The organism is Peribacillus sp. RS7, from assembly GCF_041956845.1.
In the GTDB taxonomy this organism is placed as follows: Bacteria; Bacillota; Bacilli; order Bacillales; family DSM-1321; genus Peribacillus.
Map to the genome: position 1 here is coordinate 1,762,616 of NZ_CP168135.1, position 19,614 is coordinate 1,782,229.

Genomic DNA, 19,614 nt, shown 5'->3' on the forward strand with positions numbered 1-19,614 from the left:
AAATTAGGATTAATTGACGAAATATAAACTGCAGGATTCGAAAAATAGCGATTTATGTCTGATGTTCGTTATTTAAAAGGAGAAGAAAAGATGTCTAATACTAGGCGTGTCTATAAAATTAAAAAAACAAAGAAAAAAAGGCGAAAGAGACTTTGGTTATTGCTTGTTCCGCTGCTGGTACTTGGTCTGGGGGCTTCTACGTATGCTGCAACCCTGTATATGAAAGCCCAGAATGTATTCAATGATTCCTATGACCCTGTGGAAGCATCTGCAAAGCGGAGTGCAGCGATCGACCCGCTCGAAGATAATTTCTCCATTCTTTTCATAGGGATCGATGATAGTAAGGAACGTGACTTTAAAGGAAACTCACGCTCGGATGCTTTAATTTTGGCTACATTCAATAAAGATCAAAAATCTATAAAACTATTAAGCATTCCCCGTGATTCATATGTGTACGTGCCAGCCAAAGGCGTAACCACGAAAATTAACGCGGCGCATGCTGCCGGTGGAGCAAAAGCAACGATGGACACCGTTGAGGAGTTATTCGATATCCCTGTCGATTATTATGTCCGCATGAACTTTAATGCTTTCATCGATGTCGTGGATTCATTGGACGGAATCGAAGTCGACGTACCATATGAATTGAATGAAATGGATTCAAAGGACAAGAGGAATGCCATCCATCTTGAAAAAGGATTACAGACAGTTAATGGTGAAGAAGCATTAGCGTTTGCACGGACACGTAAAAAGGACAGTGATATCCAACGTGGTGAGCGTCAGCAAGAAGTCCTAAAAGCCATCATTGCCAAAGCAACCTCTGCTGGATCACTAACTAAATATACAGGCGTAATGGAAGCTGTCGGTGACAATATGACAACGAACCTTCAATTCTCACAAATGAGAGGTTTCATAAAATATGTAACTACCGATAAAGGTCTCAATCTTGAAACCATCAAACTTGAAGGTCAGGATTCTACCATTGGCGGAACCTATTATTATCAGCTCAACGAAACATCAGTAGCCAACACTAAGCTGATGCTTCAATCCCACTTGAACCTGGGACCGAATAAAGGCAATCAAACTGAATCCGTTCAATCACAAATACAAGAATAAAGTGAAACCCCCACTCGTCATGAAGTGGGGGTTTCACTTTTTCTTGCTTCCTTTTCGATTCTCTCATGTCAAAAAAAGCCTCCATCCGTTTTAAAGTAACGGATGGAGGCTTTCCTAATCTAGTAATCTATTTGCAAAGCGGTCATGGCTTGTTTTTAAAGTTGAGCATCTTCAGCAACGGCTGATAGTTTGAATTGACCAAACCAATTTTCTCCACAAAAATCTCTATGATCAACAGGAGTCCAGTTACAAGGATCAAAGCTCCCCACATCGTTGCAAATGAAAAGATTATTGCCGCTAAGCCGAAGCAGGCAGCTAAAGCGTAAATGAGCAAGACAGTCTGCTTATGAGTGAATCCCAAGTTTATCAAGCAGTGATGTAAATGGGATTTATCAGCAGCCGAGATTGGCTGTTTATTGACGACCCTGCGGATAATCGCGAAAAATGTATCCGAAATGGGCACACCCAAGATGATGATCGGTACGATCAAGGAAATCATCGTAACGTTTTTAAATCCTAGCAGGGACAGGACGGCAATGATGTAACCTAAAAATAAGGCACCTGTATCTCCCATGAAAATCTTTGCCGGATGAAAGTTAAATTTCAAAAAGCCCAGAGTGCTTCCAATCACGATCAATGCGACCATAGCAACAAACAGATCATGTTTAATAAGGGCCATTGTTGCAATTGTCACTAATGCGATCGTTGAGACACCACCTGCGAGACCATCCAGTCCATCTATTAGGTTAATCGCATTAATGATGCCGACAATCCACAAAATGGTGATCGGTATACTTAAAACACCAAATTCAAGTGTATCGGTAAAGAACGGCAAATTGATGAATTCCACTTCAAGACCGCCCCATAATACGATAATGAGGGCAGCCAAAACCTGGCCCAGGAATTTGGGTGCAGCTCTTAATTCATATATATCATCAGCCATCCCGATTAGAATGATGACAAGTGCTCCCACCAGGAGTGGCAATTGTCCCCAAAAATCATTTGTAAAAAGTAAGAAGGTAATGAAAAAACTCAAAAATATAGCTAAACCGCCCATGCGCGGCATAATTTTACTATGCACTTTTCGCTCATTCGGTTTATCGGTAGCTCCTAATTTAAAGGCCAGTTTTCCGACAAAAGGAGTCAAAAAAATGGATAATAAAAAGGCTACCAACAAGGCCCCTATTAACATCAAGAACCACCTCATTTCAACTAAAAATCTAATACCCGTAACGATCTATAAGAAAACCTATATATAAATGCTTATTTTAATTTTTCATCCTCAAATAAACATTATATACGTTATTGGCTAAAATCTCTATAGAAAAGTTGTTTTTTGCAAATTTTTGTAAATCCAACCCTATCTTTGTCAGGTTTCCGGATTTTTTTGATTCTAAAGCGTTGCAGATGGCCAATTTCAGCTGATCGACATTGCCGATATCCGTAATCCAGCCCTTGCTCCCATCAGGAATCAATTGCTTTACACCGCCAACATCACTAGTGATTGCCGGCAGACCGGATCTTGCTCCTTCAAGTAGTACCAATGGAAAGCTTTCGCTTAAGGAAGTCAATAATGTGACGTCCCCCAATGGGTAGATTCTTTCCAAATCTTCACGATACCCTAAAAAGTGCACGTTATCGGATAATCCCTTTTCCGAGACCATATTTTCCAGAACAGTTCTCCTGCTCCCATCCCCAGCAAGCAACAGCTTTACATGGGGGAATTCTGATACCACTTCACTTAATGCCGCTAAGGCAAATTCATGACCTTTCACCGGTTCAAGCCTTGCAGGCATGATGATGATGAAATCATCTGCCCCAAACCCGAAAGCATCCCTTTGAAAGGGGAAAGGCAATTCCTTTTCAAAGTCAATTCCATTTAGGATCTTTGTAATTTTGGACGAATGGATTCCCTGGTCAATCAAGTCCTGCTTAAAGCGATCGGAAACTGCCAGTATATGATCGGCATATTGAAATGACCTTACATGTAGGCCCGTAAACAATTTTCCTTTTACACCCTGGCCTAAAAAATCATGTTGAGGTGAACTGTGAACAGTAAGAAGCCAAGGACGTTTAATGAGGCGCTTTAATAAAGCACCATATATATTCGCCCGCGGACCATGGGTATGGATGATGTCTATATTATTTAGACGGATAAAGTCCCGTAAAGGTTTCAAAATTGAAAGGTCATATTTCGAATGTTGCTTGAAAAGTTCAGTTTGTATCCCAGAGGACCTGGCCCTCCGGTAAAATTCACCATCTTCAAATAAACCAAGCAAGCACTCCTCTTTATTCAATTGGTTCAGTAAGGACATAATATGAAACATACCGCCGCCAGTTTCATTACCAGCGTTTAAATGCAAGATTCTCATCCAGTCCACTCCTTAAGTTCAGGAACGCTGCACCGTTTTCCTTAACCGTCTAACCTTGAATACGAATCTTGGCAGTGCAAGCATCCGTTTCCACCGTGAAGGTTGCTGGATCAATCGGTACAACCATTCAAGACGCATCTTCTGCCAGAAAACCGGAGCGCGGTTCACCTTTCCCGCAAGAACATCAAAGCTCCCCCCAACTCCCATGAACAACCCTTTATTAAATAGCGAATAGTGTCTGGAAACCCATTTTTCCTGCCTAGGAAACCCTAATGCAGTCAAAATGATGTCAGGTTCAAGTTCCGCTATCGACTTAGCAAGCCCATCGTCCTTAATATCAATGTAACCATGGTTGTATCCCACCAACTCGAGACCCGGGTATAGCTCTTTTGCTTTACGGGCAGCTGCTTCAATAACATGCTCTTCCGCTCCAAGCAGGTATACCTTAAGCGCTTTTTCATCAGCGACCCTAAATAATTCATTCATCAAGTCGAATCCTGTAATCCGTTCTTGCAAAGGTTGATTTAGCCATTTAGAGGCCATAATAATACCAATGCCATCCGGAGTGATGTAATCAGCCGATTTTATGATGTCCTTATAATCCTGATGTTCATTTGCATACTCCACTATTTCTGGGTTTGCCGTAACGACAAACGTTTTTTCCTGATTCATTAATCTTGGATAGATCATTCCATTCACGAATTCATCCATATTGCTATCAATGAATGGTATGGATAGTATCTCAACAAACTTTTCTGTCATTTAACTTCAGCCTTTCATATGTACTATACATCTAAAGGGTGGGGTATTATTCAAGAAATTTTTTCATACACATAATAGAACGTGATTTTTCGTTTCAAAGGTGGTTAATCAATTGAATTTTTTAGACAAACAATCATTACCCATTCTAGTCATGTGCCTGCTTGTCCCATTAGCAGTGCCTCACCCTATCGCCGGTTACATGGCAACGGCGTTGATGCTCTTTTTTATCGGTATAAATAAAAAAAACCTGTTATTAATTCTATTCATTTACTTCCCTGCCCGTCCCTTATTGATGGAACTGAATAGCGGCTTAACCTATACAGGTGACCTGATCATCCTCACCTTATTCGTTTCTTTGCTTATTGAAAGATTCAAGAAGAACGAATGGCATTTTTCGAACTATCATTTCACCTTGCCATTTTGGTTGTTTTGTTTAGTTGGTGCCGTAGCTGCACTCATTAACGGAGTGGGAATCCTCCCTATCGTATTTGAACTCCGGGCTTTGCTTGTTACATTCTTGCTTCTTTACATTATCGGTGAATTAAATCTAGAAAGAAAGGATATCTTTCGCTTTTTGAAGGTAATCCTAATATTTACAATCCTTCTTTGCCTGCATGGTATATTGGAGAAAATCTTTTCGCGTACGATCCTGCTTCCCCACGCATGGGAAATGTGGAATCTTTCTCCAACAAACCGGATGAGGATTTATGGTGCACCTGCCAACCCTAATGTATTTGCCTTATTCTTAAGCATCCAGTTATTCCTTAGTTTCTTTCTTTACCAGTCGCTGAAAAAATATAAATCCATCGTCTTTCTAGCGTCCATCTTACTTTCTGGCACGTTACTGCTTACCTATTCACGGGGCACGATGATTGCATTCGGATTCGCGGCACTTGTCTTCATCATTTGGACTAGAAATAAACCATTTCTCAAATATGCTGCAGGAGCATTAGTTCTAGGCCTGCTTCTGATTTATTACCCAGTTTTATTCGCTTCAAGTAAAGTGGAGGTATCCGCATCTGTTCCCATGGAAAATATGGTAATTGGCAGCACACCCACTTCCGAACATGAACATGCCCTCTCCAATCGATTTTCTGAAATGTTCTCTGATAAGACTTTACACCAGAGTACGGAATGGGGCCGGTTATATGTCCTAATCAAGGGAATTGAAATTTTCAAAGATCATCCCATAATCGGTACAGGGATGGCAACCTTCGGAGATTCTGCCACGCTTACCTTTTCCTCACCAATCTATCAGGAATACCAAATTGGTGAAAGGATGTATTCCGATAATCAATATATCCAGATTCTCGTACAAACTGGGGTGCTTGGTTTTCTCGCGGTTCTAGCATTCATCCTTTTTACCTACCGTAAAATCATTAAATCGGGAAATGGCACTTTGACAGTGTTCACCATCTGCCTGATGTTGGCAGCTTTATTAGCAGGACTTTTTTACAATATTCTCGAAGATAAAACCTTTACACTATTTTTTTATAGTTGTTTGGGCTTCTGCATACAAAAGGACATCATTTTAAAGGATTGAAAATATGCCTACTCTTTCACATGTAATTAAATCGGTCGGGCTCGTCACCATTATTGCAGCCGTTGGAAAAGTCCTCGGATTCGGGCGGGAATCGATCATAGCCGCCTATTTCGGGGCATCCTCAATGGCGGATGTCTTTTTCGTGGCAAGCCTCATACCAACCATTCTATTTACGGCTCTCGGCAGCGGTCTTCAGGCCGGCGTCATCCCCATATACTTGGAAAAGAAGGCAAATAACCCTTTGAAAGCTGATGAATTCATCAGTGTTTTAGGTTCCTTTTTCATGCTGGTAGCCGGCATCATGACCATTGCCTGCATGATTTTCATAAAACAGCTCGTCATATTGGTAGCCCCCGGTTTCTCTGATTCAGAGCTTGCACTAACGGAGTCCCTGACCCGGATCATGCTGCCAAGTTTACTATTTTTCACGCTTTCATACATGGCGACGGGGGTCCTGAATGCGAATAAGCGTTTTATTCTGCCAGCACTAACTTCAACTGCACAAAACACGGTCATTATAGCAGCCACCGTATTGCTCGCTGCTCCCTTTGGGGTTGAAGGGTTAGCTTGGGGGTTTGTGTTCGGTGCAGCCAGCCAGTTCCTTATTCAATACCCATCATTAAAGAGATACGGAATCCGGCCAATCGTCACGTTCCTGCCTCATAAACGGCAGATCGCCCAAACACTGTACACCTTTTACCCAATCATCATCGCCGCTTTGGCGATTCAATTGAATAGTGTCGTCGATCGGATTATTGCCACCTCGCTTGAAACCGGAAGCGTATCAGCACTGAACTATGCGAATCGGCTGCTGTGGCTGCCATTGAGCATTGTCCTCACGCCGCTGATCACCGTATTGTATCCTTCAATCGTCGAGCGGGCACTTATAGGCTATCAATCTTTCCTTAATTTGACCTTAAAGGGGCTGAAGTCGCTTTTATTTCTAGCCATTCCTTTCATGATCGTCATGTTAATCAGCGGAAACAGCTTAATCACTCTGGCTTTCCAACGCGGGGCTTTCGATGCTTCAGCTACCGAAACGACCTATGCGGCATTTATCTTTTATTCAGCTTGCCTCCCGTTCTTTGCACTAAGGGATTATTTGATGAACGCCTTCTACGCCTTAAAAAAAACAAAAGTGGCCATGTATTCCTGCCTGATTGCCGTATTGCTTAATGTCCTGCTCAGTTGGATCCTATCACGTCATCTTGGCGTCGGTGGAATTGCCTTAGCCTCGGGCATTTCCATGCTCCTGCAATCGCTTTACCTATTCGGCTTCCTATGGCTAAAGTCAAAAAGGGCGGACAAAGCCGCTTTCACGGATGTTTTTCAGGAAGGCAGCAAGCTGATTATCATCGGAAGCATCATTTACGGACTTGCTCTCTCGATCCATCCGCTTACCCTAACGTTACCCATCATTATGGAATTAGTGATCATCTCGCTTCTCGTATTCGGATTATATATCGCACTATCCTTACTTTTTAAAGTAAGCAGCCTACAGACAATGAAAAGGATTAGATCACCAAAGTAATACATTAGAAGAAGGAGTGCCTTTATGAACATTTTAATCACAACGATTTTCAACTACCCTCATGAAGGAGGGCTATCGAGTCATATCACTACGTTAAAAAAGGGTTTAATGTCGCGGGGCCATGATGTGGACATATTATCTTTCTCTCAATTGCCACCTTTCAAGAGGAAGATGCTCGCCCAGGCTCCGGGATTTTTATTAAATAAAGTAAAACAGGGGAGCGGCCAGCTTTTCAATGACAGACAACGCCAAAAATTATTGGCTTCATCTATTAAAGCCTTGAAAAAGAACTATGATGTCATTAATGCTCAAGATATTTTCGCAACGCTTGCCTCCATTGAATCCGGGATACCAACGGTGCAAACTGTCCATGGATATTATTCATTCGAGGCAGTCAGCAGGGGCGCTCTCCTTCCGGATAGTGAAGAAGATTTAATCATTCGGGAGCTTGAAAGAAAAGCCTATCGGTCTGCTGCAAAAGTTGTGACTGTCGATCAAAGGATCAAAGACTATATAAATCATTTGGCACATATAGAGGCGGACACGATTAAGAACTTCATTGATGTGTCTGCTTTCAAACCGGAAATGGCAAAGCGGGAGCAAACTCGCCAGGATTTTCAAATCCCCCTACATAAAAAGATGCTTTTCGTTCCTAGAAGAATGACTGAAAAGAACGGTGTCATCTATCCGCTCCTTGCTTTGCCGGAGGTACTGGAAAATCATCATGAAACGATATTGGTCTATGCAGGTACAGGAGAACAGCGAACCCGGCTTGAGGAAACGGCAGCAAGGCTCAAAATATCCGATTCCGTACTTTTCTTGGGTTCAGTGCCTTTCGAGAAAATGCATAACCTCTATGAGGCATCGGATATCGTACTCATCCCAAGCGTTCATTCCCACGGTGTGGAAGAAGCTACATCCATATCTGCATTAGAAGCGATGAGTTGCCGCTCACCCGTCATTGCAAGTGCAATCGGAGGTTTAAAGGAGATTCTCATTGATGGTGAAGATGGTCTGTTAGTTGAGGAAAAAAATACAGAAGCACTTGCACAAGCCATCTCCATTCTGCTTAATGACCCTACATATGCAGCAATGTTAGCTTCGAAAGCAAGATATAAAATGGAAAGCGAATACTCCCATATTACAGCTGCCGAGCGGTTTGAGAAAACGTACGGTGAAGTGCTTAACTAAAAAAAGCAGACCCGAAGCTTCGGGTCTGCTTTTCACTTTCATACCAGTGCAGAACTACGCCTTTTCATTTGTTCTTCACGATACTTTTTCTGTTCTTGTTTAGACATAGCGTTATATTCTTTTAAGAATGCTTCATATTGCGGCATTACTTCGTTCATGGCACCGTATGCTTTTAACTCTCCATATTCAAGCCATAAAGCCTTTTGGCAAAATTTCTTCATCTGACCGATTGAATGGCTGACAAAGAACATCGTTTTGCCTTTTTCCTTAAATTCGTTCATTTTCTCCAAACACTTTTCAGCAAAGTTTTTATCCCCGACTGATAAGGCCTCATCAATAATCAGGATATCTGGATCAATATGCACGGAAATGGAAAAACCAAGCCTTGACTTCATACCGCTTGAGTAGGATTTCACCGGTTGGTCAATGAACTTGCCCAACTCTGAAAACTCGATGATCTCAGGCTCAAGTTCCTTGATTTTATTTTTATCGAATCCAAGCATCAACATTTTCAGCTCGATGTTTTCTCTGCCCGTCAACTGATTATTCAGGCCAGATGACACGGCAATCAAAGCCGTTTTCCCGTTAGTTTGGACATTTCCGTCCGTAGGCGGGATAATGCCTGCAATAATATTGGACAATGTGGATTTTCCGGATCCGTTGACCCCGACAAATCCTATTACATCGCCCTTTTCCGCTTCAAAACTTACATTCCGCAGAGCAAAATACTCTTCCCCATAGCTTTTAGGCAAAAGGAGATCCAATAATTTTTCCGAGTTTTTATTATATAATTTATATTTTTTCGTTATATCTTTGACTATTACCGATTTTTCCAACTTTTCTCACTTCCAGTTTACTTAAAGTCAACAAAGCGATCTCTAAACCTGACATGCAGCGAGGAACCTATCAAAAACAAGATGATAACGACTGCCCAGAAATAAAGCGTATATTCCCAATGCTCTATCAGATACCATGATTCCCCCAACAATGAAGCTCGATACCCATCGACAATATAATATAGTGGATTCAGCTTCATGATATTGACTATGATAGGGTGCTCCTTAGCATCCAATACCCAAAGGATTGGTGTTAAATAAAACAAGACTTTCATTAAGGACACGATTATATTGTGAACGTCACGAATAATGGTTGATAATGTTGAAGAGATTAAGCCAAATGAAAATAACAGCACAACCGTCGCAACAACATAATACGGCAGCTGTATGATATAAACTGTTGGGAGGTATCCAGTAAAACCCAATAGTATGATAATGACTCCCAGCAGCATGAGATGCTGATACAACTTAGCAAAGATGACATACGAAGGAATGACACTCATCGGAAAACTCATCTTGGATACCATATTCAGTCGGGAATAGACGGATTTAGACGTTTGGGTTATGGCAGGATTCACAAAAAACCAGACAACGATCCCTGCCATAAGCCATGGAAGGAAATTATCGCCGCGATTTAAGATTATAAATCCGAATACAAACCAATAAATCGCAATCTGTATCATCGGATTGATGATTTCCCATAGGATTCCCAGATAGTTATTGCTGTTGGCACTTTTCACCTCATAAACAGATAAACGCCTTACCAAATAAAAACTATTGATTTGTTCTTTTAAAACGGTCAAAGCTGAACTCATAAATTACACAGACCTTCCTAAAAACACTTTTTCTACGACACGGCGTGAAGCCTGGCCATCCTCGAGTGCACAAAACCGATCGTGAAAATGATTGATTTCATTGGTATTTTCATATTTCATCGTCTTGATACTATCAATGACCGCATCAGATGTTTTTACTAACAAACCAGGTGCATTCTTTTCAAAATCAAAGTAAAACCCGCGAAGCTTGTCCCTGTATTTTTCAATATCATATACATAGAAAAGCATCGGACGCTGTAAATTTGCGTAATCAAAGAATACGGATGAATAGTCCGTTATTAATAAATCCGAAATAAGATACAAATGACTAATATCTTCGTAACTGGATAAATTGTAGGCGAATCCTTGATATGCCGATAAATCCAAGTTCTCAGAAATCAAATAATGAAGACGGAGTAAAATGACATACTCCTCCCCCAATTCCTGTTTCATTCGATCCAGATCCAGTTTTATTTCAAACTTATATTTTCCCTTGCTATAAAACTCATCATCCCTCCAAGTTGGTGCATAAAGGATGATCCTTTTCTCTATTGGTATACCCAACTTCTGTTTCAATGAGTCGATTGTATCACGATTATTCCCATTGTAAAGTATATCATTACGCGGATAACCGGTTTCCAGAATTTTAGAAGCATCGACATTGAAGGCCCTGGCAAAAATTTCACTTGAATAAGCGTTCGGGGAAATTAAATAATCCCATTTACTTGATTCGGCATGGAAATTTTCTTTATATTTATCCGTCGTTGTTCCAGGCATGTGAACTTCATTCATGTCCGCCGCAAGTTTCTTTAATGGCGTCCCATGCCACGTTTGCAAATAGATCGTGTGCTTCGGCTTCGGAATCCAAAGCGGGAGCCTGCTGTTCGTTACCCAATAACGGGCTCTAGTCATTTTAAGCAGCCAACTAAATGAAAAACGATCGAGATAAGGAATGCCAGCCTCTTCGAAATGAGCTCTGTACCTTTTATCTACGCTCCAGTACATTTTATATTCAGGATGGTGACTCTGCAAGTATTCATAAATAGCTCGTGGATTACAGCTATACTGCTTTCCTAAAAAACTCTCAAATATAACAAGCTTTTGGTCCACTGGCAATAATTTTCCTGCCATTGCAAAAGCCATTTTATATCCTATTAGAATAATTGCTTTAGCCCTATTTTTAACTAGCGATAGAAAGGAAGGTCTCTTTGAGTGTATTTTTTCATTTGACATATCCGATCTCCCTTTTTAGTAATTGGTAATCATTGAATAATGCTTATACATTAACCATGGCGCACTGTTCTTCGTGATGTTATCAGCCTAATAACATAATTCCCATAACCTACACTCATCATCAAACTTCTACTAAATTAAATCGAACTAAAAATAAGCTCACCCAATAAATGGGGAGCTTATTTTTGGTGTACTTCTAACAGCTACTCCAAAGACTTTATTGCCAGTCCCAAATTATTTGCCACTGTTGTATAAAACTCCACATTTTTCTTATTATAAGTCATCTTATTTTTCAGGATTCTTTTAATATTCACCAATTGATAATCATTGTATCGAATAAACAGGGTAAATAATGAATTTTCCATTCGATCAATTTCATCTAATGAAACAGTGAAATGGCCTCTATTACCTTCCATTTGAACTCTACAATTGATTTCATTGTCGATTCTTTTTCTATCACGTATCAATACAGAGTCTATGTTGTTTATATCATCACCATAAATCTCGAAACTTTGGTGGTAGACATTATCCATAACATATGAATCCATTGCACGAGCAAGCATCGGTATCCTTACGTAGCGATATTTTTCTTCCAAAAATGGAAGTTCATAATAAGGTAAACAATCTTTGATATGATATTTTTTATTGGAATCCCGCTTTAACCATTCAAATAACTTTATGAAATCATCAATACGATCCTCCATAAATAATTCAATGGCAAATTTATAAATAGGTACTTTAAACTCATCCTTAAAGTCATATGACAAGTTTTTCGTAGTTTCAACAGCTTCCTTTAATATTTCGATAAAATCATCTTTGTTCTTGGATTTCACAAAAGTTTGGCTGTCGAACGTTTTTACAATATCGTACTCATAAATCCGGTTAAGGGCCACCTTTTTCAATTCAATGTCAATATCTTTGGATTGAATATACCTTATTATCTCAACATCCGCTTTTCTTTTGTCCAACATATTCGTGACACGTGTTAAAGATGATGAATTTTCTGTAGTCCTATTGACATAATAAATAGGTTTTTTAGTAGTCGAAACTGCTCTAACTTTAAAGAAAACATCAGTGAAAAACCATTTATCTTCACCGAATTTCATATTTGGAAATCCAATTTCATTTTCTTTAACCATGGACAGATTCATCATCCTGGCCGTCGGACCCATATGATAAAAAAAATGCGGAACATCCATTGGGGTGATGCTTCTTCTTTCTTTGATGGAAGCAAACTCACCGATAACACTTTCTGACTCAGCTTCGACTTTTACCGTTTTGCCCACTACATAATCATCACCTGTTTCCTCCAGGATGTTATAGAGGTTTTCCAGGCCATCATGGGCTAGCCAGTCATCCGCGTCTAAAAAAGTTATATATTTGGATGTTCCCAATTCTATTCCAATGTTTCTGGGAGTCCCAGGTGACCCATTATTTTCCTGAAGGGTAACTGAACAGATATTTTTATATTTAGCTGTATACTCTTGGATAATTTTATTGGTGCCATCAGTCGAACAATCATCAATGATTATATATTCAATCTGATCTATACCTATGGATTGATTTATTACTGATTCAATCGTTTTCCTAATGAATTTTTCAGCATTATAAGCTGCAGTAACTACAGTGACTTTTTTAACTTTCCCTAAAAATTTACTCCTTAAGCTTGAAGGATTATTTTTTATTAGAACATTACTGCTCTTTAAAAGTTCCCTCGCTCTTTGACGTACCAAGAGCTTCATACGATTCCTCTCCTTTTATGTCTAGAGTTTCAAGTTTCAATTAGGCAGCCAGATACCAGTTACTTAAAGCAACAATACCATTTAAGGAATCAATCATCAAAAAATTTATCCACGATTCTCTGTGTAGCTTTACCGTCCTCTATGCCACAATACTTCTCTCTAAATAAACTATATCTCTTTTTGTATTGCATGTTGATTTCATCAATATTGGTAATAGTATCGATAATCTCCTCAGTTGTTTTTAAAAATGGACCTGGTGCTTCTTTTTCAAAATCCATATAGAATCCACGGATGTTATCTCTGTAGTCATCCAGATCATAGGTGAAGTACAAAATCGGCCGAGCAGTATTAGCAAAATCGAACATTACTGAAGAATAATCAGTAATCAAAATATCAGAAATCAGGTAAAGTTCCTGTATATCTGAGTAATTGGATACATTCATAACGAAATCCTCAAATTCGCTCGGGATGCTGAGTTTATTACTAATGACAACATGCATCCTTAACAATAGGATATATTCATCACCAAGTGCTTGTTTCATTCTTTCTAAATCAAATTTCAACTCGAAAATAAATTTATTGCTTTTCGATGTTTGATTATCCCGAAATGTAGGGGCATATAAGATGACTTTTTTTCCTTTTGGTATCTTCAGTTTTTCCATCACGGACTTGGAAATCATTGAAGCATCTTCCCTATAAAACAAATCATTTCTTGGATAACCCGTTTCCAATATTTCTCCTTCATACTTGAAAGCACTTCTGAAGGCCTTGGACGCGTATGGGCTTGGTGAAATTAAATAATCCCAAGTTCTGGTTGCACCATGCACCCGATTTAAGTAGCCCTCGTCTCTTCCTTGGATATTTTCTATATCAAATAGCATTTTTTTCAGAGGGGTACCATGCCAAGTCTGAATATACGTCGTTTCCTTCCTTTTGCTTAGGTAGGTAGGGAAATTTTGATTATTTATCCAATAGCCCGCTTTAGCTAAATAATAATAGTATTCAGGACTTAAGCGTTTTATCAACTTCGTATTCTTACCTTTTATCGGCAAATTACCGTTATACACCCAAACTTTTTTATAATGATTATCCCTTTTAACCAGTTCTTCATAAATATACTTGGGGCTATCCGCGACTTGCTTGCCAATTCCACTTTCAAAAAGAATAAGGTTGCGGTCAACCGGTAAAAGCCTGGACATGATTTTATATACTTTTTTCATAACAGGGAAATACATTTCACTTTTCCTGAATCGATTCAAAACGAGCTTTGAAATAGGATGGTTATATAGCTTAATTAGTGAATTTTGATCTTTTTCGGCATTTTGAATCACTTCGAATATCCTTGAATTAGAATGAACATCGCGATATTTAATAAAACGGTTGGCCTTGTCCATGTACTTTTCTTTCATGACAAAATCAGTCTCGGCATAATTGGCTAATACTTCTAACAAATCATCCAATTCATCAACGATTTCACCCGGGAGATCGTTATCCAAATCCAGATGTGACGGTCTTTTCCCTATGAACCGGTCTCTATCAAATTGATAGTAAATCACCGGTTTATGCAGGAAACTAAAGTCAAAAGCTACACTTGAATAATCCGTAATCATGATCGCACTTTCTTTAATTAACCTTTGGACATCCACTTCACCCTGACTAATTACCCTAACTGGGGCATCTTTAAAATAAGATGTGAATTTCTGCATATTGGGGTGAAGGCAAAAAATGATTTCTAACCCATTGTTTTTAGATAAATCATGTAAAACCGGGTGATGCACTAATTTCTGATACCTTTCAAAATACTCGCTTTCCAAAAATATTTCATCGGATGTAATCCAATCTCTCCATGTTGGAATAATCAATAATTGCCGCTTTATTAAAACATCATCCTTAAACAGCGAGTCGAACCTCGACAGTCCTGTTGTGAATACTTCCTTTTCGTTGTACCCAAAATCAGTTACAATCATGTCCTTTTCGAAGTCTGAACTTACCAGGAAAACATCCGTACTAAAACCAGAGGCTGCATTTTTCCCATAGTTAGCCACCATATTCTTAGTTCCCATAACACCATGTTGAAGAAATACCTTAACTCCCTTAACACGTTTTTTAAATTCAGATGTTCTTAAAGGATATAAATAATCCGGATGATGTGATGAAATAATACGTGTTGATTCCATTGTCTTTTTAATATGATCCTTTGACTTGAAATAAAGTATATTTCCAAAGGGCTCAACGTTCTTGGCTTCCACGGAATTTTCTTCAATAACATAATACACTTCTTTTTCAGGGTGGTTTTCCCTCATATATTTAAAGAAATGATATCCAGTATCCTGCGCTTTATATGTTCTTTCTCCGATTAACCAGACATCTTTTTTCTTTTTAAATAAACCCAGGAATCGTCTCCACCCCATCATGCTCTTTAAATACCGATAACTTTCTGTAGGGAAGTTAAACACTTCCAAAGATAAATTAGATGCTTTAAAGGTATAGTATGGATTGACGATAGCAACTCTATTACCCGAGCTAACGTCGGTCTTTTTAGTAAGTAATTTAGTTCTGGTGGTCGGTCTTCCGACACGTACCAATTTCGGCTCTTCCTGATCATGCAAATGTAATTTCATATAAATATCAAATATATCATCTTCCAAATCCACACTGACCAATTGTTCTAAATCCAATCTAATATCATATATATAACGATTCAGACCATATTTCTTCATATTCATTTCCTGATTATAAATGAAAGATATATTCGCAAGATATTCTTTGTTACTTTGTCTTCCTTTTACTAGGCCTTCACCTTTTATAATCTTTGAATGTTTAGTGAAAATTTGACCATTAATATGCATTTCCTTTGATTTGTTGGTGATTTTTTCTATTTGAGACTTAATTGAAACTTTAGGGGCTATATTGAAGTAAAGAGATAAATTCCCTTTATTGGTTATTGAGAATATAATTTGTTTATTTTCAAAGGTGTAAAAACTCAAATTCTCAGTGTACGTTTCCTGAAAACGCCCTAGACGAATTGGATATTCAATATTAACCTTTTCGGATACTTCTACATATTCAGCCTTATGTTCGATCTTAAGTATTGATTTTTTGCTCAGCTTTTCAACTGGTACGGAAACCTTTATATAACAGTCATAAACAGTCGGGTCGTCACCTTCTAATTTGTGCATTAAATCTTTCAGATTTACTTTAAACTCAAATTTAGATGAACCTGCCGATTCAGCAATTTTTATTTTTTGCTCTTCGTTTACTTTAGAAAATAGCCATAGTTCTTTTGCGCAATAATGTTCTATTGAAAATTCCCCTTTTACCAACAGCGTATTTTCCTCTTGCAAAAGGGTCAGAACTTGTTTCAGTTTAATTTTAGGGGTTTTTTTTCTTGCTTTACTCTTTCTAAGAAGATTGTTTATCATTTTAGACCACCTATAATAAATTATTTAAATAAAAGTGAATCATTTATTGTATTTTAAAATCATAAACTTTTTTCGGTTTTTCCTCAATATCATGAAACTGATAAGCTAACCATTCCTATATTTCCCATCAATCCTTTGTTAAGCAAAAAAGGGGAATTATGGTTGATTCATTGCCAAAAATCGAAAATACTCATGCTAAAAGAGACATTCTATAAATGCAGTTTACATCGATATCGGCTTGGTGGAAAACAAACCTTAACTTCAATGGGCTAAGACCAAGTTCTACAAGCTAAGGACTGTCGCCTTGAACACACTGTGTTCATTGCTTAAGCAGGTTCTTTTGATGCCTGAATCTCTTTCTGATGAAGGACCATCTTATATATCATTTGTACGTCCTTCCATGTTGCCAGAATGGAAAGGGAATAGCAAAATCCGTTTCTTAATTGCATGGAATTCCTCAACACCAAAGTTAACGCTTTCAAAACGAACTATAGGCTCCAACTGTTATTTCTTGAATTTTATTAATTGGGTCTATAAATGTTAACCGATAGGCTTTGAGCCTATACATTTACTTATCATCTGTCATTCATACGATCCTGCCGGATTAGATTTTTATGCCACTTCAACTTCCCTATTATATAACATGGGTTTATGAAGCTCCTCTAGTTGTTCTCTCCTAAACGTGGTAAAATGTGAATGGCTTATTTTAATTGCAGCAAGAATAATGAAACTTTTTCTTGGAATCTTGCTCAGCAACTTACTTCACCTTTAATAAGAGTGATGTGTGAAATTATATTTAAATACTATTAAATATAAACCATACAATATCTATTTCAATATAAATCATTCTTATATAGAAACATTCATAGGAACGTTATTATTATGCCCTGAAAAATTATACAACTTAGCCAACATTTGATTGTAGCTTAGTATTTATATCTACAATTATCATCAATGTAAAAAATTGTGGTTTATTTGTAAATAAATTGTTGTTTATTTGTAAAGCTATTAAGTTATAATTAGTTAGGGAAGTCATTATTTAAAACGCATTTGTTTTGCTCTATAGGCAAACAACAGCTGAATGCCATGGAATGCTAATTACCTGTTTTAAGTTTCATTTAATATTCTAATAGTCCAAATATATATACTAATTTGACTCATAACAATTTAAGAGAAATAAAGAGTCTAACAGGAGGAATAAAAATGAAAAAAGTAATCACTTATGGAACCTTTGATTTGCTTCATTGGGGGCATATTAATCTATTAAAACGCGCTAAAGATTTAGGGGATTATCTTATCGTTGCCATTTCCACGGATGAATTCAATGCTTTAAAAGATAAAAAAGCTTACCATAGCTTTGAAAATAGAAAAATGATCCTTGAATCGATCCGCTATGTGGATGAAGTTATACCTGAAGACAAATGGGAACAAAAGAGGGAAGACATCATTCGTGAAGGTGTAGATATCTTTGTAATGGGAGATGACTGGAAAGGCCAATTCGATGAATTATCTGAAGTTTGTGAAGTGGTCTACCTTCCAAGAACAATCGGCATTTCGACTTCCCAAATTAAAGATGACCTTTTACAAGTTACTAATGGCTAAAGAATTCGCGATAGGGATTTATCTTTTTTGTTTCAAAATTTTATTCTCTATCTTTAAACTTTTCCCTTTACATGACAAAACGACCTTTGTCACATCATTTGGGGACAATTGCCAATATATCGCAGATGAAATGGACAAGCAGGACATTTCTGTTCAAAAAGTGTTTTTACTGAAACCGAGCAGTCATATAGAAGTTAAGGACGATGGGAAAACCATCGTCCTTCCGTTTGAATCTAAAAATATCATTGCCATGTTCCGATCCATTTATCATCTCGCTACATCAAAATGGATTATCATTGATAATTATTTTGGCTTTCTTTCAGCCATTTCATTCAAAAAGCAAGTGACATGTGTACAAGTCTGGCATGCGGCAGGTGCCGTTAAGCAATTCGGGGCAAAAGACCCTTCCATTCAAAACCGTTCTGCCGGTGCAAGGAAAAGATTTTTAGATGTATATAAAAAATTTGATTATGTTACGGCAGGTTCAGAGAGAATGGCGGAAATTTATCAAGAAAGCTTTCAACTACCGACATCCCATATCCTAAGGACTGGGATACCTCGGACCGATTTCTTTTTTAATGATGAATCCAAAAAAACTGCACGCAGTGCATTGCTAGCCAAGTATCCAGAACTTGAGCATAAGAAAATCATGTTATATGCCCCTACATTCCGTAATGACGGCTTGAACGATGGAGAGATTGCACTCGATTTGGAATTGCTCTACAAGGAACTTCAGGGTGAAAATTATGCGTTATTACTTAAACTGCATCCTGCCGTAAAAGCAGAGCATGATTTACGACGTAAATTCCCAGGTTTCGTTTATCCTGTCAATAGTGAATTTCACGTAAATCAACTGCTGATCAGTACGGATCTTTTGATAACGGATTACTCTTCGATTCCATTTGAATTCTCTTTTCTGGAAAGACCAATGATATTCTTTGCATACGACTTAGAAAAGTATGTGCAGGAACGGGGATTTTGGGAGGATTACTCCTCTTCCATGCCCGGACCGGTGGTATCTACCTCAGAAGAGCTTTTAAAGAAAATCCGGGTCGCCCATCATTCTTTAATGGAAATCGCTCCCTTTAACCAAAAGTGGAATCAATACTCCACTGGAAATTCAAGTAAGAATTTAGTTGATTTCCTATTTAAATAAAATCACCCACTTCGTAAAACGAAGTGGGTTTTTTCATTGTTAAGTGACAAAAATTTCAATAACCCTCATTAAAAGAAGGAATTACCTAGATGAAGATGGAAATGTACATTATAAAAACAGGACCATTTTTACAGGGAATGACAAATTAATCACACGAATCCAAATTGTGAAAAAAGACTCACAATATAGAAAATATTGTAGATTACATTACTCAAATCAAACCAATATAAACCAGTAAAATACTACTATTTTCCCCTTGTAACAAAAATGTAATATGTTTTAACCCTTTTGATTTG

Annotated in this window: 13 protein-coding genes and 1 pseudogene; 6 read left to right on the forward strand and 8 right to left on the reverse strand. The window is 38.1% G+C overall.

Annotated elements, in window-relative coordinates; genetic code table 11:
- The first annotated feature begins 90 nt into the window (after positions 1-90).
- Positions 91-1,113 (forward strand): LCP family protein, encoded by a 1,023-nt coding sequence (locus tag ACDZ29_RS09125; protein WP_375090706.1) that lies wholly within the window; start codon positions 91-93, stop codon positions 1,111-1,113.
- Positions 1,114-1,255: 142 nt separating this feature from the next.
- Here the strand turns inward: ACDZ29_RS09125 and ACDZ29_RS09130 are convergent, their stop codons facing one another.
- The 3 genes from ACDZ29_RS09130 to ACDZ29_RS09140 all read right to left on the reverse strand — a co-directional run bounded on the left by ACDZ29_RS09130 (position 1,256) and on the right by ACDZ29_RS09140 (position 4,247).
- Positions 1,256-2,305, reverse strand: a complete 1,050-nt coding sequence (locus ACDZ29_RS09130; RefSeq protein ID WP_375090707.1) for a glycosyltransferase family 4 protein — start codon at positions 2,303-2,305, stop codon at positions 1,256-1,258.
- A 76-nt stretch (positions 2,306-2,381) separates the two neighbouring features.
- Positions 2,382-3,485, reverse strand: a complete 1,104-nt coding sequence (locus ACDZ29_RS09135) for a glycosyltransferase family 4 protein (protein ID WP_375090708.1) — start codon at positions 3,483-3,485, stop codon at positions 2,382-2,384.
- Positions 3,486-3,503: 18 nt separating this feature from the next.
- Complete coding sequence (locus ACDZ29_RS09140; RefSeq protein WP_370016820.1) at positions 3,504-4,247, reverse strand: WecB/TagA/CpsF family glycosyltransferase; 744 nt, start codon at positions 4,245-4,247, stop codon at positions 3,504-3,506.
- Positions 4,248-4,359: 112 nt separating this feature from the next.
- Between ACDZ29_RS09140 and ACDZ29_RS09145 the strand changes: the two genes are divergently transcribed.
- Genes ACDZ29_RS09145 through ACDZ29_RS09155 form a run of 3 tightly spaced genes read left to right on the forward strand, consistent with a single transcriptional unit; the run spans position 4,360 to position 8,512 of the window.
- Complete coding sequence (locus ACDZ29_RS09145; RefSeq protein WP_375090709.1) at positions 4,360-5,790, forward strand: O-antigen ligase family protein; 1,431 nt, start codon at positions 4,360-4,362, stop codon at positions 5,788-5,790.
- A 4-nt stretch (positions 5,791-5,794) separates the two neighbouring features.
- Positions 5,795-7,321, forward strand: a complete 1,527-nt coding sequence (gene murJ, locus ACDZ29_RS09150) for a murein biosynthesis integral membrane protein MurJ (RefSeq protein WP_375090710.1) — start codon at positions 5,795-5,797, stop codon at positions 7,319-7,321.
- 24 nt (positions 7,322-7,345) lie between these two features.
- On the forward strand, positions 7,346-8,512 hold the full coding sequence (locus ACDZ29_RS09155) for a glycosyltransferase family 4 protein (protein ID WP_375090711.1): 1,167 nt from the start codon (positions 7,346-7,348) through the stop codon (positions 8,510-8,512).
- 38 nt (positions 8,513-8,550) lie between these two features.
- On the opposite strand, the gene tagH is transcribed toward ACDZ29_RS09155, so the two are convergent.
- From tagH to ACDZ29_RS09180, 5 genes and pseudogenes are all read right to left on the reverse strand, one after another.
- The gene (gene tagH, locus ACDZ29_RS09160; RefSeq protein WP_289327001.1) at positions 8,551-9,348 is read right to left on the reverse strand and encodes a teichoic acids export ABC transporter ATP-binding subunit TagH; all 798 of its coding nucleotides are present in this window, start codon (positions 9,346-9,348) and stop codon (positions 8,551-8,553) included.
- Positions 9,349-9,365: 17 nt separating this feature from the next.
- A complete protein-coding gene (locus ACDZ29_RS09165; protein WP_370016825.1) occupies positions 9,366-10,163 on the reverse strand; it encodes an ABC transporter permease in 798 nt (265 codons plus the stop codon).
- Positions 10,164-10,166: 3 nt separating this feature from the next.
- Positions 10,167-11,381 (reverse strand): annotated as a pseudogene (locus ACDZ29_RS09170) (CDP-glycerol glycerophosphotransferase family protein); the annotation flags it as partial.
- 218 nt (positions 11,382-11,599) lie between these two features.
- Positions 11,600-13,138, reverse strand: coding sequence for a glycosyltransferase family 2 protein (locus ACDZ29_RS09175; RefSeq protein ID WP_375090712.1), 1,539 nt, complete (start codon positions 13,136-13,138; stop codon positions 11,600-11,602).
- 89 nt (positions 13,139-13,227) lie between these two features.
- Positions 13,228-16,560: a CDP-glycerol glycerophosphotransferase family protein gene (locus ACDZ29_RS09180; protein ID WP_375090713.1), complete on the reverse strand. Its 3,333-nt coding sequence runs from the start codon at positions 16,558-16,560 to the stop codon at positions 13,228-13,230.
- A 1,203-nt stretch (positions 16,561-17,763) separates the two neighbouring features.
- Between ACDZ29_RS09180 and tagD the strand changes: the two genes are divergently transcribed.
- Together tagD and ACDZ29_RS09190 are read left to right on the forward strand one after the other, a co-directional pair.
- Entirely contained in the window at positions 17,764-18,162 is a 399-nt protein-coding gene (tagD, locus tag ACDZ29_RS09185) for a glycerol-3-phosphate cytidylyltransferase (protein WP_289327004.1), read from the forward strand.
- Positions 18,155-19,318: a CDP-glycerol glycerophosphotransferase family protein gene (locus ACDZ29_RS09190; protein WP_375090714.1), complete on the forward strand. Its 1,164-nt coding sequence runs from the start codon at positions 18,155-18,157 to the stop codon at positions 19,316-19,318. The genes tagD and ACDZ29_RS09190 overlap by 8 nt, the downstream gene beginning before the upstream one ends.
- The last annotated feature ends 296 nt before the right edge of the window (positions 19,319-19,614 follow it).